Origin of the sequence: Intrasporangium zincisolvens (genome assembly GCF_034724055.1) — a bacterium.
In the GTDB taxonomy this organism is placed as follows: domain Bacteria; phylum Actinomycetota; class Actinomycetes; order Actinomycetales; family Dermatophilaceae; genus Monashia; species Monashia zincisolvens.
This window is the reverse complement of the sequence record NZ_JAWIIL010000003.1, coordinates 707715-723324: the sequence shown is the minus strand read 5'-3', so window position 1 is coordinate 723324 and position 15610 is coordinate 707715. Positions and strand designations below refer to the sequence as shown.

Genomic DNA, 15610 nt, shown 5'->3' with positions numbered 1-15610 from the left:
CTCCGCACTCGGGGCCGGATCGCTCTGTTCGCCCTGTCGATGTCGGCGATACCACGACGCGTGACCTTCCGCCTCCCGACTCGTTGACCCCTGCGACCGCCAATGGGGGCGGCTGTCATCGAGGAGTCACCATGGTCCGCATCGTCCGAGCCGGTCGCGTCAGCCGACGCGTCGCCGCGGCGCTGCCCGTCATCGCGCTCGCAGCCACCGGCATCGCCGTGGCCGCCCGTTCCGGGGCCGACCCGACGCCGACCGCGCTCACCGTGCCCGACCAGGCCGTGACGCAGTCGGCCGGCCCCGACTACCCCGACGCCGGTCCCGCACCGGCCCCGATGCAGCTGCCGCCGGTCTACGACACCTACACCTCCGACTACGCGAGCGTCGCGGTGCCGAGCGCTGCGCAGGAGGCCGTGCACGCCCTGGCCGGCTTCATGCCGGTGCGCCTCGACGCCAACGGCATCCCGAGCCTGGCCCTGTCCGCCTACCAGCACGCCGCCGGGCTGCTCGACGGCGTCGACCCGTCGTGCGGCGTCGACTGGGCGCTGCTCGGGGCCATCGGACGCGTCGAGAGCAACCACGCGCAGTTCGGCGGCAACCGGCTCGACGCGTCCGGCGTCGCGCGCCCCGGCATCATCGGCATCCCGCTCGACGGCAGCCGCGGCACGAGCCGCATCACCGACACCGACGGCGGGCGCCTCGACCGCGACAGCGTCTACGACCGCGCCGTCGGCCCGATGCAGTTCATCCCGACCTCGTGGTCCTCGATGGGTCGCGACGGCAACGGTGACGGTGTCTCCGACCCGCAGAACCTCACCGACGCCGTCACCGCCGCGGGCGCGATGCTCTGCTCCGGCCACGCGAACCTGCGCGACCCGAAGGCCGCCTACGACGCCGTCTTCCGCTACAACCACTCCGACAGCTACGTGCGCAGCGTGCTGTCCATCGCCGACGCGTACCGCCGCGGCGTCTCGGTCGTGCCCGTCGGCTCGCTGCCGGCCGCACGTCCCGCCGCCGGCACCGGCACGGCCACCCCCGACGGTTCGGGGTTCGCCTACGCCGGTCCGTCGGCCCACCAGCCGACGGCTTCGTCGGGGGCCCGTCCCACACCGGGCTCCTCGGCGAAGCCGTCACCCTCGCCCTCGAAGCCGGCCCCGAAGCCCTCGGGCTCGGGCTCGGGCACGCCGGCGCCGAAGCCGGCCCCTTCGAAGGCACCGCGGCCCGCGATCACCGTGCCGGTCCCCAAGGTGCCGGGCGTCCCCCTCCCGACGCCGACCGTGCCGGTGCCCGTGCTCCCCTCGGTGCCGGTTCCCGTGCCGACCCTGCCCGCCGAGATCGTGCGTCTGCTCGCGCTGCCGCACCTGCCGCTGCTCCCCGGCGACCCGACGGGCCTGGTCCGCGTGCTCGACCCGCTGACGACCAAGGTCGTGTGCCTGCTCGACAAGAAGGTCGTCACGTGCCCGGTCGGAGGGCTTCTCGGCTGAGGCCGGGATCACCCCTCACACGGAAGCGGCCGCCCATCCGGGACGGCCGCTTCCGTCGTGTCGGACGCGGACCGACGCCTCGCGTCCGGGCCGAGGGTGTCGCGTCGGTCAGGGGCGCCCGGCGACGGGCGGGGCCGAGGGATCGGCGCCCTCGGCGCGGGCCTCGCGGCGCAGGTAGTCCTCGATGTTCTCGATGTCGGCGCGGTTGCGCTCGACGACGGCCAGCAGCGAGGACATCGAGCTGACCTCCTCGACCTGCTCCTTGATGAACCACTGCATGAACTGGTCGGAGGCGTAGTCGTTCTCGGCGCGCGCGACGGCGGTCAGGGCGTTGACCTGCTCGGTGACGCGCTTCTCCTGCTCGAGCGCGAGCCGGACCGGCTCGACGATGTCGGCGAAGTCGTTGCGCGGGGCCTCGACGCCGGGGATCGTCACGGTCGAGTCGGTGTCGAGCAGGTACTGGACCATCATCATCGCGTGGTCGCGCTCCTCGAGCGCCTGGCGGTGGAACAGGGCCGCCGTCTGCGGCATCGTCAGCGTGTCGTAGTACACGGCGATCGCCACGTACTGCTGGTGCGCGGCGTACTCGTGGGCGACCTGCTCGTTGAGCAGCTCGACGAACTTCTGCGATGCCATGGGGTGGGCTCCTGCCTCGGCGCGGTCGGGCGCCCCATCCTAGGGAGGCACCCGACGCGTCGGGTCGGCGCCCGCCGCGTCAGTTCGGTGGCCGCGGCTCAGCGGTTGACGACCGCCGCGACGACGGCGATGACGATGAAGAGCACGAGCGCCGCGATCGTGATGCGGTGCCGGAACTTGAAGTTCACTTCGCCACCTCGGGCGCCGTCGGGATCTCCGACGCCGTGGCCGAGGCGAGCTGGATCCGGAAGCGGGGCCGGGACTGCGTCTGGAAGGTCACCGCGACATTCTGCCGACGCGCGAACCAGAGGGCCACCGCCCCCAGGGACAGGCCCACCGCGATGGTGCCGATGCCGATGGTCCAGCGCGGGCCCCACACGTCGCCGATCCAGCCGATGACCGGCGCCCCGACGGGGGTGCCGCCCATGAAGATCGCCATGTAGAGGGCCATGACGCGCCCACGCATGACGGGGTCGACGCTGACCTGCACCATGGCGTTGGCGGTGGTGAGCGCGGTGAGGGCTGACAGGCCCGTCGGCACGAGCCAGACGGCGAACATGACGTAGTTGGGGGCCGTCGAGAGCAAGGCCGTCGACACGGTGAACCCGACGAGCGCGACGAGCAGCACCCGCAGCCGCGGGCGGGCCCGACGGGCCGAGAGCAGCGCGGCCGTGAGGGAGCCGATCGCCATGATCGAGCCGAGCAGCCCGTACTCCCCCGGGCCCTTGTCGAAGACCTTCGTGGCCATCAGCGCCATCGTCAGCTGGAAGTTCATGCCGAAGGTGCCCAGCACGAAGACGAGGGCCATGACGAGCATGATGTCGGGGCGACCCCTGACGTAGCGCAGGCCCTGGCGGATCTGGTGCTTGCCGCGGGCCCGCGGTGACGGGGTGAGCAGGCTGGTGTTCATCCGCAGCAGCGCGACGAGGACGAAGACGAACGTCGCGGCGTTGACGTAGAGCGCCGGAGCGATGCCGAACCACGCGATGACCAGGCCGGCGACGGCAGGCCCCACGAGCCGGCCGAGGTTGAACGACGCGCTGTTGAGGGCGACGGCGTTGGGCAGGTGCGCGGTGTCGACCATCTCGGAGACGAACGTCTGGCGGGCCGGGTTGTCGACGGCCGTCGCCACGCCCTGCAGGAAGGCGAGCGCGTAGACGTGCCACAGCTCGACGACTCCGGTCGCGGTGAGCACGGCCAGCAGCAGGGCCGTGACGAGCAGCGCGGTCTGGGTCAGGAAGAGGATGCGGCGCTTGGGGAAGCGGTCGACGAGCATCCCCGCGAACGGCGCGAGGATGAGGAAGGGCAGGAACTGCAGGCCGGTGACGATGCCGAGCGCGGTGGACGAGTGGTCGGTGAGGACCGTGAGCACGAGCCAGTCCTGGGCGACGCGGCCCATCCACGTACCGACGTTGGAGACGATCGCGCCGCTGGCGTAGATGCGGTAGTTGGGGATCGAGAGCGAGTGGAAGGTGGGGCTCACTTGGACGCCACCTTCGCCAGCACGACGGCGGCGCGCTGCAGCAGGTCCCTCTCCTCGTCGGTGAGGGTCTCGAACCGCTCGAGCATCCACTCGTCGCGGTGCCGGCGGATGCGGCGCAGTGCCTTGCGGCCCTCCGGCGTGAGCGACAGGAACACCTGCCGGCCGTCCTCGGGGTCGTCGGTGCGGGCCAGGTAGCCCCGCTCGACCAGCGCGCCGGTCGTGCGCTTCATGCTCGGGGCGGAGACGCGCTCGATGTCGGCGAGCTCGCTGTTGGTGCGGTGGGTCTCCTCGAGGCGGCACAGCACGGAGAAGTGGTGCGGCGGCAGCTCGCGGTCGGACTCGAACCGGACACGGCGCGAGATCCGCATGCACGCGAGGCGGATGTCGTTGCTCAGCGAGACGAGCTCGCTGCGGGAAAGGGTCTTGGTACGCAATCGGATGCTTTCGACAGTCCTGTTCCTGGTGATGCTTAGCCTAACTCATTACCTCGGCTAACTATTCCGACGCGCCACCGAGCGGACAACGGCCGGACTGCGGGCGCACAGGCCGAGAGCCCCCACCCGGTGCGGGTGGGGGCTCTCGGCGAATGGTGTGGGACGCGTCGGTCAGCTGAAGAGGCTCTCCAGCGGCGTCTTGAGGAAGTACACGACGAAGAAGCCGGCGACGACCCACAGCAGCGGGTGCACCTGGCGCGCGTGCCCCTTGGCGATCTTGACGAGCACCCAGGCGATGAAGCCCGCGCCGATGCCGACCGTGATGTTGTACGTGAACGGCATGAGGACGATCGTGAGGAACGCCGGCAGGGCGACCTCCATCTCGGTCCAGTCGATGTTCGTCACCTGGCTCATCATGAGGAAGCCGACGATGACGAGCGCCGGGGCCGCGGCCTCCGACGGGACGACCGCGAACAGCGGTGCGAGGAACGTCGCGAGCAGGAACAGGACGCCGGTGACGACCGACGCGAGACCGGTGCGCGCCCCCTCCTCGACGCCCGAGGCCGACTCGATGTAGGACGTGTTGCTGCTGACACCACCGGCACCACCGGCGATCGCGGCGACGGAGTCGACGACGAGGATGCGGTCGGTGTGCGGCGGGTTGCCGTCCTCGTCGAGCAGCCGGGCCTCGGTGCCGATGGCCACGACGGTGCCCATCGTGTCGAAGAAGTCGGCGAGCAGCAGCGAGAAGACGAACATCACCGCGGTGACGATGCCGAGCTTCTCGAACGAGCCGAGCAGGTTGAACTGGCCGAGGATGCCGAGGTCGGGCGTCTGGGTGACCGAGTCGGGCAGCTTCGGCACCGTCAGCGACCACGACGACGGGTTGGTCAGCGCGCCCTTGTCGTCGTAGACGCGACCGCCGATGTGGAAGATCGCCTCGAGGACCATCGCGAGGACGGTCGCCCCGATGATGCCGATGAGGATGGCGCCCTTGACCTTGCGGATGAGCAGCATCGCGATGAGGAAGACGCCGACGACGAAGACGAGCGTCGGCCACCCGTCGAGGCTGCCGCCGATGCCGAGCTCGCTCGGCACGGAGCCGGGCGTCGTGGGGCGGCGCGCGAAGCCGGCGTCGATGACGCCGATGTAGGCGATGAAGAGGCCGATGCCGACCGAGATCGCGACCTTGAGCGGGGCCGGGATGGCCTTGAAGACCGCCTTGCGGAACCCGGTGAGCACGAGCACGAGGATGACGACGCCCTCGATGACCACCAGGCCCATGAGGTCGGCGAAGGTGATCTTCTCGGCCTGGTGGGTCAGGACCATGCCGGTGATGAGGCCGTTGATGCCGAGACCCGCCGCGAGTGCGATCGGGAAGTTGGCGACCAGGCCCATGAGGATGGACATGACGCCGGCGATGACGGCCGTGCCTACGGCGACGAGCAGCTTGCTCTGCTTGAGGTCCGTGGTGCCGCCGATCATCTCCCCCGAACCGTCGATGACGCCGGAGAGGATGATGGGGTTGAGCACGACGATGTAGGCCATCGTGAAGAAGGTGACGACGCCACCGCGGAACTCACGGGCGAGGGTCGACCCACGCTCGGTGATCCGGAAGAAGGCGTCGACCCCGGAGACGCCCGAGCGAGCGTGGGTATCGGTCGACATGGCGCACACCATAGTGGCGGGACAGGTGGGGGGACGATTCGGGCGCGCGCGCAGACCCTAGGCTGTGGTGCGTGACCGACCAGAACGCCGCGCCCGAGCCGCAGCACGACGCCACGGCCCCGGCTCCCACCGAGGAGCTGCGGCCGCTGCCGGTGCCGATGCGCCGGATCGTCGAGGTCGGCATCCTCGGGTGGGTCGTGGCGCTGGTCGTGGTGCTCGTCGTCCCGGCGCTGCACACCGGCGACCGCGACTGGTGGCCGTGGACATGCGTCGCCGGCATCGTCCTCGGCGGGTTGGGCTGGAGCTACCTGCGCCGCGGGCGCGGCAATGCCACGGACGCCGGCTGACGCGTCCGCCTCACTCGGCGGTGGTGTCCTCCGGACGCTCCTCGGCCTCCGGACGCTCCTCGGCCTCCGGACGCTCCTCGGCCTCCGGACGCTCCTCGGCCTCCGGACGCTCTTCGGTCTGTTCCTCGGTCTGGGCCGCGGGCGTCGCACGCTCGGCGGGCTCGAGGTCGACGGCGAGCTCGTCGACGACGGGGTCGCCGACCGGCACCGGGGCCGCGTGGTCGACGTCGGTCTCCGAGTGCGCGCCGCACCCGTGGTCGAGGCTGACGACGCGTCCGTCGGAGGGGCTCCACTCGTTGGCGCAGACGCCGAAGACGGCGCGGAGCGCGCCCGCCATCGGCACGAAGTAGCCGCACGACCAGCACCGGTCGGACGCCTTCTGCGCGACCTCGGAGGTCGGGCCGTGCTCGCCCTCGTACCAGCGCGTCGCAGCGGTCTCGCGACCCTCGGCCGACAGGACCCGCGCGCGGCCGAGGCCGAGCTCGACGAGAGCCACCTGGTCGACGTCCTCGTCGCCGGTCGCCTCGAAGCCGCCCTCGAGGTTGGGGTCGTCGAGGCGGTAGGGCAGCACGTCGCCGGCGCCGAGGTCGCCCGGGGCGAGCCGGTCGGCGTACGGCACCCACTCCGGCGCGAGCACGGCGTCGGAGCCGGGCAGCAGGTTGGTCTCGCAGACCGTGGCGACCTTGCCCCGGGGCACGCGCGCGACGCTGACACCCCACCGCCAGCCGCGGTAGCCGGGCGAGGTGCAGCTGAACCAGTGCATGGCGAGGCGCTCACCGAGCGCCTCGACCCCGAGGTGCTCCCCGACCGCGCCGGGCTCGGCGATCCCGTCGAGGGCACCGCGGGCGAGGTCGACGGCCGCGGCGAGCACGGCGTCCTGCTTGGTGGTGGTCGTGGTGGGGGCGCTCATCGCCGTCACTTCTCCAGCTCGTCGGCGAGGCCGCGCAGGGCGCGCGCCATGTTGGAGGTGAGCTTGCGCTCGGGGCGGCGGCCGGCACGGTAGGCGTTGCTCACGCCGTCGAGCAGCTGCACGACGTCCTCGATGATGACGGTGAGCTCTTCCGGGGACCTGCGCTCGCGCTTGGTGATGTTGGCGGCGACCGACTGCGTGGGTTCGAGCACCTTGACCTGCAGCGCCTGGGCGCCCTTGCGGCCCTCGACGACACCGAACTCGACGCGCGCCCCCTTCTTCAGGGTGGTGACGCCCTCGGGGAGCGCGTTCGCGTGCAGGAAGACGTCGCGGCCGTCGTCCTCGGAGATGAATCCGAAGCCCTTGTCCGCGTCGTAGAACCTGACCTTGCCAGTCGGCACAGCCCACCTCGTTGATCTCGGTCGCTCGGCCCTCCCCGGGCACGACGCGATGGCACTCCTTGCGCTCTCCTCCAGCCTAACGGCTCGGCGCCAACGGAATTTCCCCGTGTCTCCCGAGCAGACTGCGCACCGGCGCGTCGGCACTCGTCAGGCGGACGCGTCGTCCGGGCTGATCCCCCAGGTGCCGGTCCACTCCTGCCCGGGTTCGAGCACGACGAGGCCGTCGCCGGAGTTGAAGGCCTCGGCGGGGCAGCTCATCGGCTCGACCGCGATGCCCGGCACGCCCTTGCGGTCACGCGCGACGGCGGTGAACACCTGCAGCCACGGGAAGGACTCGTCGGCCCAGAGCGTCAGGGTGCCGGACGCCGTGGCGATGCTCGCGCGCCAGGCGCCGTCGTCGTCGCGCAGCACGTCGGTGAAGGCGGTGTCGAGGTTCGTGCCGCCGACGGCACGCGCCGTGCGGAAGTCCTGGTCGGTGCCGTCCACCGGCGTCGTGCCGGTGGGCAGCAGCCGGGCGTCGACGTCGACGCGCGTCGCGGCAGGCACCCGCAGCTGCACGTCCGACAGGTCGGTGTCACCGATGGCGAGGTAGGGGTGCGCGCCGTAGCCGAACGGCGCCGGCTGGGTGCCGACGTTGCGGGCGGCGGTCGTGACGACCAGCCCTGAGTCGTCGAGCAGGTAGGTCGTGCGCAAGTCGAGGTGCCAGTCCCAGCCGGGCTGCGGGTGGAGGCGGTAGCCGACCGTCACGGCGTCGTCGTCGAGGTCGACGAGCTCCCAGAGCGCCCATCGGACGAGCCCGTGGCTCGCGTTGCCGAGGGCCACCTCGGTGACCGGCAGCTGGTGCTCTGTGCCGGCGAAGTCGTACCGGCCGTCGCGGATGCGGTTGGGCCAGGGCATGAGCTGCTGGCCGCGTCCGGAGGCGCACGGCTCGTCGGCGTCGTAGCCGGCGACGAGGTCGACGCCGGCGCGGGTCAGCGTGCGCAGCCCACCGCCGACCTCGACGACCGTCGCCTCGAAGGGGCCGTGCCCGATGGTCCACTGCTGGCCCGTCGGCGACGGCGGCCCGGCAGGACCGGGCGAGGCGGGGCTGAGCGCGCTCATGCGGCACACGCTAGCGGTCCACGATGCGCGGCGAGCGCAGGTGTGCAGCAGCCGGGCACTAGGTTGGGAGGATGGCCACCCCGAGCCGCAGCCTGGCCGACGACATCCGCGGGCGCAGCGACGCCGAGCTCGTCGACCTCGTGCTCGCCCGGCCCGACCTCGCCCGCCCCGCCCCGGCCGACCTCACGGGGCTCGCGGCGAGGGCCAGCACCCGGGCCAGCGTCCAGCGGGCCGTCGAGGCGCTCGACCGGGGCCACCTGCAGGTCCTCGAGGCGTTGCTCGTCGCGGGCGACGGCGTGCCGCGCGACCGCGTCCGCGAGCTGCTCGGCACCGACGACACGACGCTCGTCGACACGCTCGTCGAGGACCTGTGGCGTCGGGCGCTCGTGTGGCGCGGAGCCGACGGCGAGCACGTCGTGCGCACCGTGCCCGAGGTGCTCGGGACGTCGGTGGCCGGGCTCGGACCGCCGCTGCGCGAGCTGCGCCAGACCTTCGTGCCCGAGGACGCCGACCCTGTCGCCATCGAGCAGGCCCTCGCCGAGGCTCCGTCGGAGGCGCGCGCGATGCTCGAGCGGATGACGTGGGGCCCGCCCCTCGGCGTCCTGCCGACCGGGCCCGCGGGTCGCTCGACGGCCCGCTGGCTGCTCGAGCACCACCTGCTCGTCACCGTCGCCTCCGACCGCGTCATGCTCCCCCGCGAGGTCGGGCTGGCGCTGCGCGGCGGGCACGTGCACCGCATCCCCGAGCTGACACCCCCGGCCATCGCCGCCCGCACCGTGTCCCTCGTCGACGCGGTCGCCGGAGGGGCCGCGAGCGAGCTGCTGACCCACGTGGACGAGCTCGCCGCCGCCTGGGGCGCCGAACCGCCGCGGGTGCTGCGCGCGGGTGGACTGTCGGTGCGCGACCTGCGCTCCACCCAGGACGTGCTCGACGTCGACGCCGACCGCACGGCGTTCGTCGTCGAGGTGGCCCACGCCGCGGGGCTCGTCGCCGACGACGGCGAGGTCGTGCCGGTGTGGGCTCCCACCTCCGAGATCGACGACTGGAGCAGCGCCGAGTCCGGTCACCGCTGGGCCACGCTCGCCCTGGCCTGGTTCGCCTCGACCCGGGCGCCGCACCTCGTCGGCGGGCGCGCGTCGGGCAGTGGCACGGTCAACGCTCTCGGCCCGGACGTGCAGTGGCCGGCGATCCGGGCCGTGCGGCGCGACGTGCTGCGCGAGCTCGCCTCGCTCGAGCAGGGGCAGGCCGCCGACGCCGAGTCGCTGCGGGCCCGTCTGGCCTGGCGCCGGCCGAACCGGCCCTCGGCCGTGCTCGGCGAGGCCGTCGACGCGGTGCTGCGCGAGGCCGAGTGGCTCGGTGTCATCGGGCGTGGGGCTCTGTCGCCGGCCGGGCGCATCCTCGTCGACGACGCCCCGGGCGAGGGTGAGGACCGGGTCGCCGCCGTGGCCGCCGCGATGTCGCCACACCTGCCCGCACCCGTCGACCACGTGCTCGTCCAGGCCGACCTCACCGCCGTCGCCCCGGGGCCGCTCGTCGGCGGCCTCGGCTCGTTCATGCGGCTCTCGGCCGACGTGGAGTCGCGCGGCGGCGCCACCGTGTACCGGTTCACGCCCGAGTCGGTGCGCCGGGCCCTCGATGCCGGCTGGACCGCCGCCGAGTTCCTCGACACGGTGCGCCGCTCGAGCCGCACGCCGGTGCCGCAGCCGCTCGAGTACCTGGTCACCGACGTCGCACGCCGCCACGGACAGACCCGCATCGGCGGCGCGGCCGCCTACGTGCGCTCCGACGACGAGTCGGTCCTCGACACGATGCTCGCCTCGCGCGACCTCGCTCCCCTGCAGCTGCGGCGCCTCGCGCCCACGGTGCTCGTCTCGACGGCCAACCCGCGCACCCTCGTCGAGCTGCTCCGCGACAACGGTTTCGCTCCGGTCCACGAAGGGTCCGACGGCACCGTCGTGCACGCCGAGACGCCGAAGCGTCGGGCGGGGTCACGGCGTCGGGGACCCGGGCCGGCCGTGTCGCCCGTCGACCGCGACTTCACCCGCTCCCTCGTGTCGGGGCTGCGCGTCGCCGAGGCCACCGCGGTGCAGCGCCGCGCCGACGAGGAGGCCCGCCCGGGCCCGCGCCTGGAGGCGATGGACCCGGTCGTCACGCTGTCGCTGCTGCGCGACGCCGTCGCCGACCGGCACGGCGTCTGGATCGGCTACTCCGACGGCCACGGCACCACCACGCGTCATCTCATCCACCCGCAGCGGGTCGAGGGTGGGCGCGTCCGAGCCACCGACGAGTCGGGCCACGAGAAGTCGTGGTCGGTGCACCGCATCACCGGCGCCAGCCTCGAGGCCTGAGCAGGCTTGGCGCGCAACGGAGCTCGCGACGCCAACCGGCCGGCGTACGTCCTGCACGACCACCGTAAGCCGCGGCCACACTTCGACCTGCGGCTCGAGGAGAGCGGCGTGCTGCGCTCGTGGGCCGTGCCGAAGGGTCTGCCCACGTCGAGCCGGCACGACCGGCTGGCCGTGGCGGTGGACGACCACGCGATGGACCACCTCGACTACACGGACGCCGACAAGTCCGTCGCCGACACCGGGTGGTGGCAGGAGGAGTCGCGCGACGACCACCGGATCGTCTTCGTGCTGCACGGTCGGGGTCCGGCGCGGCGGTACGCGCTGATCCGCACCGACCGCGACTGGCTGCTCCACCTGACCAAGGACCAGCCGGGCGCGTGACCCGGAGCTCGTCAGGCGCCGGCCAGGGCCCGCACGACGTTGCTCGGGCTGGGGCGGCCGAGCTCCCCGGCCATCCAGGCCGAGGTCTCGACGAGCGCGTCGAGGTCGACACCGGTCTCGACGCCGGCGCCGTGGAGGGCCCACACGAGGTCCTCGGTGGCGAGGTTGCCCGTGGCCGACTTCGCGTACGGGCAGCCGCCGAGACCGCCGGCCGACGCGTCGACGACAGACACGCCGTCGCGCAGGGCGGCCATGGTGTTGGCGAGCGCCTGGCCGTACGTGTCGTGGAAGTGCACGGCGACGCGGTCGGCACCGATCCCCCTGCGGGACAAGGCTTCCAGCAGGCGGTGCACGTGACCGGTCGTGCCGACGCCGATGGTGTCGCCGAGGCTCAGCTCGTGGCAGCCGAGGTCCATGAGCCGTTCGGCGGTGTCGACGACCTGCTCGATCGGCACCGGCCCCTCCCACGGGTCGCCGAAGCACATCGAGACGTAGGCGCGCACCCACATGCCGTCGGCGAGCGCTCGCTTCACGACCGGCTCGAACATCGCGTACTGCTCGGCGACGGAGCGGTTGAGGTTCTTCCGCGCGAAGGTCTCGGTGGCCGAGCCGAAGATGGCGATGGCCGTGAGGCCCAGCTCCTCGGCGCGGTCGAGGCCACGCTCGTTCGGCACGAGGGCGGGGCGCCGACGCCCGAGGCCGTCGGCACCGAGGGCGCCGAGCACCTCCTCGGCGTCGCCCATCTGCGGCACCCATTTCGCCGGCACGAACGACGTCGTCTCGATGGTGCCGAGCCCCGCGGCCTCGAGACGCCGGATGAACTCGACCTTCGTCGCGGCCGGCACGACGGTCTTCTCGTTCTGGAGGCCGTCGCGCGGCCCGACCTCGTAGATCGTCACCTGGGGCGGCAGCCCCGTCGCCGCCTCGACCTGTGGGGATCGCATGCGCCCATACTGTCACCACGGCATCCGAGGCCCCTCGCCGTCGGTTCGATGTATCCGCGCGGCTCAGGGGCCGCCGGAATACATCGAACCGAGAGCTGGGTTGAGCACTGACGATGAATGACGGACCCCTGATCGTCCAGAGCGACAAGACGCTCCTCCTCGAGGTCGACCACCCGAACGCCGAGGCCGCACGTCGGGCCATCGCGCCCTTCGCCGAGCTCGAACGAGCCCCCGAGCACGTGCACACGTACCGCATCACCCCGCTCGGGCTGTGGAACGCCCGTGCGGCCGGGCACGACGCCGAGCAGGTCGTCGACGCCCTCATGACGCACAGCCGCTACGCCGTACCGAACGCGCTGCTCGTCGACGTCGCCGACACGATGGACCGCTACGGACGCCTCACCCTCGAGAAGGAGGGCTTCGCCGACGCGCCCGAGGGCACGCGTCTCGTGCTGCGCACCAGCGACCGCCCGGTGCTCGAGGAGGTGCTGCGGCACAAGAAGATCAAGCCGCTGACCGGCGAGCGCATCGACGACCTCGCGGTCACGGTCCACCCGAGCGAGCGCGGCACCCTCAAGCAGGAGCTGCTCAAGGTCGGCTGGCCGGCCGAGGACCTCGCCGGCTACGTCGACGGCGAGGCCCACCCCATCGACCTGCGCCAGGACGGCTGGTCGCTGCGGCCCTACCAGCAGCACGCCGTCGACGGCTTCTGGCACGGCGGCTCGGGCGTCGTCGTGCTGCCCTGCGGCGCCGGCAAGACGCTCGTCGGCGCCGGCGCGATGGCCGCCGCGAAGGCCACGACGCTCATCCTCGTGACGAACACCGTCAGTGCCCGGCAGTGGAAGGACGAGCTGCTGCGCCGGACAAGCCTCACCGAGGACGAGATCGGCGAGTACTCCGGCGCCCGCAAGGAGATCCGCCCCGTCACCATCGCCACCTACCAGGTGCTGACGACCCGCCGGAAGGGCACCTACACCCACCTCGACCTGCTCGACGCCCGCGACTGGGGCCTCGTCGTCTACGACGAGGTGCACCTGCTGCCGGCCCCGATCTTCCGGATGACCGCCGACCTGCAGGCGCGGCGTCGCCTGGGCCTGACCGCCACCCTCGTGCGCGAGGACGGCCGCGAGGCCGACGTCTTCAGCCTCATCGGCCCGAAGCGCTTCGACGCTCCGTGGAAGGACATCGAGGCGCAGGGGTACATCGCGCCGGCCGACTGCGTCGAGGTGCGCATCACGCTGCCCGAGGGCCAGCGCCTCGCCTACGCGACGAGCGAGCCCGAGGACCGCTACCGGCTCGCGTCGTGCACCGACGCCAAGCTGTCGGTCGTCGAGACGCTGGCGAAGAAGCACGCCGGCGAGCCGACCCTCGTCATCGGCCAGTACCTCGACCAGCTGCACGAGGTGGCCGAGCGGCTCGGCGCCGACGTCATCACCGGCGAGACGACGGTCAAGGAGCGCCAGCGGCTCTACGACGCGTTCCGCACCGGCGAGATCAGCACCCTCGTCGTGAGCAAGGTCGCCAACTTCTCCATCGACCTGCCCGAGGCGAGCGTCGCGATCCAGGTCAGCGGCACGTTCGGCTCGCGCCAGGAGGAGGCCCAGCGCCTTGGGCGCGTGCTGCGGCCCAAGGGCGACGGTCGCACGGCGCACTTCTACACCGTCGTCTCGCGCGACACCGTGGACGCCGACTTCGCCGCCCACCGTCAGCGCTTCCTCGCCGAGCAGGGCTACGCCTACCGGATCGTCGACGCCGACGACCTCTGACGCGTCCCGCCCGGCACGTCACGCCTGACGCGTCGTGCGCGACGTGCCAGTCGTGACGTGTCAGGCGCGGCGACCGGGCAGGGGCGGGGCCCCGTCCGTCTTTCGGACGAGGCCCCTGGGGAAGCCGGCACCCGGGGGTGCCGGGGTGGTCCGCGGACCGGTGCCCGCCCCGTGAGCCGGGCCGCGGACCGACGCGGTCAGTCAGCGGCGGTGGCGGTCACCGGAGTGGTGGCTCGAGCCGTCTCGGGACCCGCTCCACGACGCGTACCGGGCACCGTCGCGTGACCCGTCCCGCGAGCCGTCGCGCGTGCCGTCGTGCGTCCCGTCGCGGTCGCCGTCACAGCGGCCGTCACGGCCGTCACGCCCGTCACGCCCGTCGCGGCTCCAGCTGTGCCAGAAGACGCGGTCGCGCCGCGCGTCGGCCAGGGCGCGTACGACGCCCTCCTTCGTCGTCTGGGACTGCACCTTCGTGCGGAGGTCGGCCAGGGCCGTGCTGGCCTTCTCGAGGCGGGCGGCCGCACGGGCCTTCTGCTCGGCCGTGAGCCGGTCGCTCGCCTGGATCTTCTCGGCGAGCGCCACGACTCGGGCAGCCTGCCGGTCGATCGCGGCCGTGACGCGGGCCTTCAGCTCGTCGAGCGTGAGGCTCGCGAAGCCGGTCCCGTCGCCGGTGTGGGCCGGCGCCAGGGCGTGGACGGCGGGTGGGCTCGCCGTGACCGGCATCGCGCCCGCCGTGGTGGCGGTGACGACGCCCGACGTGGCGAGAAGGGCCGCCGCAGTGACTGCGACGCGGACCGTGGTGCTCTTCGACAACTCGACCAGCTCCTTTGCAAAACCCCCGTGGTGTTGCTTCGGACCCACCTCAGTCTGCCCGAAATGTCCGATTGCGCCACCTGAGAGGACCAGCCCGTCCAGCAGGTTCACAGCAAACATGCAGCAATTTACCCAGCGAACTCCCAGCCGACATGCTGAGACTGTTGACGTGGACACCCAGACCGCCCCGGCCCCAGAGGCCAGACTGCTCATCGTCGAGGACGAGCCGAACATCCGTGAGCTGCTCGCGACCTCCCTGCGCTTCGCCGGCTTCGAGGTCGAGACCGCCGCCGACGGCACGAGCGCCCTCGCCATGGCCGAGGAGACCGAGCCCGACCTCGTCGTCCTCGACGTCATGCTCCCCGACGTCGACGGCTTCGAGGTGACCCGCCGCCTGCGCGACCGCGGCCGCCAGCAGCCGATCGTCTTCGTCACGGCCCGCGACGCCACCGGCGACAAGATCCAGGGGCTCACGGTCGGCGGCGACGACTACGTCACCAAGCCGTTCAGCCTCGAGGAGGTCATCGCCCGCATCCGGGCCGTGCTGCGCCGGACGCGTGGGGCGATCGACGAGTCGGCGACGCTGCGCTTCCACGACCTCGAGCTCAACGAGGACTCCCACGAGGTGCGTCGCGGCGGGCGCGTCATCGACCTGTCCCCCACCGAGTTCAAGCTGCTGCGCTACCTGCTGCTCAACCCGAACCGGGTGCTGTCCAAGCTGCAGATCCTCGACCACGTCTGGGACTACGACTTCCGCGGCGAGTCAGGCATCGTGGAGTCGTACATCTCCTACCTGCGGCGCAAGATCGATGCCGACGGGCCTTCGCTCATCCACACGAAGCGCGGCGTGGGCTACGTCCTTCGCGTGCCGCCCGAGACGACGAGCTGACCCGAGCCGAT

At 72.4% G+C, this 15610-nt stretch carries 15 protein-coding genes; 6 read left to right on the top strand and 9 right to left on the bottom strand.

Annotated features, from left to right (window positions below; all coding sequences use genetic code 11):
- Positions 1-131 precede the first annotated feature (131 nt).
- Positions 132-1481 carry a lytic transglycosylase domain-containing protein gene (locus RY076_RS11825; protein ID WP_323098060.1) on the top strand — a complete coding sequence of 450 codons (1350 nt, stop codon included), beginning with the start codon at positions 132-134 and terminating at the stop codon, positions 1479-1481.
- A gap of 108 nt (positions 1482-1589) precedes the next feature.
- On the opposite strand, the gene RY076_RS11820 is transcribed toward RY076_RS11825, so the two are convergent.
- The 4 genes from RY076_RS11820 to RY076_RS11805 form a co-directional block, all read right to left on the bottom strand.
- On the bottom strand, positions 1590-2117 hold the full coding sequence (locus RY076_RS11820) for a ferritin (protein ID WP_323098058.1): 528 nt from the start codon (positions 2115-2117) through the stop codon (positions 1590-1592).
- A gap of 184 nt (positions 2118-2301) precedes the next feature.
- The gene (locus RY076_RS11815) at positions 2302-3600 is read right to left on the bottom strand and encodes an MFS transporter (RefSeq protein WP_323098056.1); all 1299 of its coding nucleotides are present in this window, start codon (positions 3598-3600) and stop codon (positions 2302-2304) included.
- Positions 3597-4034 carry a MarR family winged helix-turn-helix transcriptional regulator gene (locus RY076_RS11810; RefSeq protein WP_323098054.1) on the bottom strand — a complete coding sequence of 146 codons (438 nt, stop codon included), beginning with the start codon at positions 4032-4034 and terminating at the stop codon, positions 3597-3599. The genes RY076_RS11815 and RY076_RS11810 overlap by 4 nt, the downstream gene beginning before the upstream one ends.
- A 171-nt stretch (positions 4035-4205) precedes the next feature.
- Positions 4206-5702 (bottom strand): NCS2 family permease, encoded by a 1497-nt coding sequence (locus RY076_RS11805; protein WP_323098052.1) that lies wholly within the window; start codon positions 5700-5702, stop codon positions 4206-4208.
- 71 nt (positions 5703-5773) lie between these two features.
- Between RY076_RS11805 and RY076_RS11800 the strand changes: the two genes are divergently transcribed.
- On the top strand, positions 5774-6049 hold the full coding sequence (locus tag RY076_RS11800) for a DUF2530 domain-containing protein (protein ID WP_323098050.1): 276 nt from the start codon (positions 5774-5776) through the stop codon (positions 6047-6049).
- A 10-nt stretch (positions 6050-6059) separates the two neighbouring features.
- Here RY076_RS11800 and RY076_RS11795 read toward each other — a convergent pair whose 3' ends face one another.
- The 3 genes from RY076_RS11795 to RY076_RS11785 all read right to left on the bottom strand — a co-directional run bounded on the left by RY076_RS11795 (position 6060) and on the right by RY076_RS11785 (position 8461).
- Positions 6060-6959 carry a DUF3027 domain-containing protein gene (locus RY076_RS11795; protein WP_323098047.1) on the bottom strand — a complete coding sequence of 300 codons (900 nt, stop codon included), beginning with the start codon at positions 6957-6959 and terminating at the stop codon, positions 6060-6062.
- Positions 6960-6964: 5 nt separating this feature from the next.
- Positions 6965-7360 (bottom strand): cold-shock protein, encoded by a 396-nt coding sequence (locus RY076_RS11790; protein ID WP_323098044.1) that lies wholly within the window; start codon positions 7358-7360, stop codon positions 6965-6967.
- Between the two features lie 147 nt (positions 7361-7507).
- Positions 7508-8461 carry an aldose 1-epimerase family protein gene (locus RY076_RS11785; RefSeq protein WP_323098042.1) on the bottom strand — a complete coding sequence of 318 codons (954 nt, stop codon included), beginning with the start codon at positions 8459-8461 and terminating at the stop codon, positions 7508-7510.
- A gap of 71 nt (positions 8462-8532) precedes the next feature.
- Between RY076_RS11785 and RY076_RS11780 the strand changes: the two genes are divergently transcribed.
- Together RY076_RS11780 and RY076_RS11775 are read left to right on the top strand one after the other, a co-directional pair.
- Positions 8533-10809 (top strand): helicase-associated domain-containing protein, encoded by a 2277-nt coding sequence (locus RY076_RS11780; protein ID WP_323098040.1) that lies wholly within the window; start codon positions 8533-8535, stop codon positions 10807-10809.
- 6 nt (positions 10810-10815) lie between these two features.
- Positions 10816-11190 (top strand): DNA polymerase ligase N-terminal domain-containing protein, encoded by a 375-nt coding sequence (locus tag RY076_RS11775; protein ID WP_323098038.1) that lies wholly within the window; start codon positions 10816-10818, stop codon positions 11188-11190.
- Between the two features lie 11 nt (positions 11191-11201).
- Here the strand turns inward: RY076_RS11775 and RY076_RS11770 are convergent, their stop codons facing one another.
- Complete coding sequence (locus RY076_RS11770; protein ID WP_323098036.1) at positions 11202-12134, bottom strand: hydroxymethylglutaryl-CoA lyase; 933 nt, start codon at positions 12132-12134, stop codon at positions 11202-11204.
- A gap of 113 nt (positions 12135-12247) precedes the next feature.
- Between RY076_RS11770 and RY076_RS11765 the strand changes: the two genes are divergently transcribed.
- Complete coding sequence (locus tag RY076_RS11765) at positions 12248-13900, top strand: DNA repair helicase XPB (RefSeq protein WP_323098033.1); 1653 nt, start codon at positions 12248-12250, stop codon at positions 13898-13900.
- A 201-nt stretch (positions 13901-14101) separates the two neighbouring features.
- Here RY076_RS11765 and RY076_RS11760 read toward each other — a convergent pair whose 3' ends face one another.
- The gene (locus RY076_RS11760) at positions 14102-14710 is read right to left on the bottom strand and encodes a hypothetical protein (RefSeq protein WP_323098030.1); all 609 of its coding nucleotides are present in this window, start codon (positions 14708-14710) and stop codon (positions 14102-14104) included.
- Between the two features lie 169 nt (positions 14711-14879).
- Between RY076_RS11760 and RY076_RS11755 the strand changes: the two genes are divergently transcribed.
- Entirely contained in the window at positions 14880-15599 is a 720-nt protein-coding gene (locus tag RY076_RS11755) for a response regulator transcription factor (protein ID WP_323098028.1), read from the top strand.
- Positions 15600-15610: the final 11 nt, after the last annotated feature.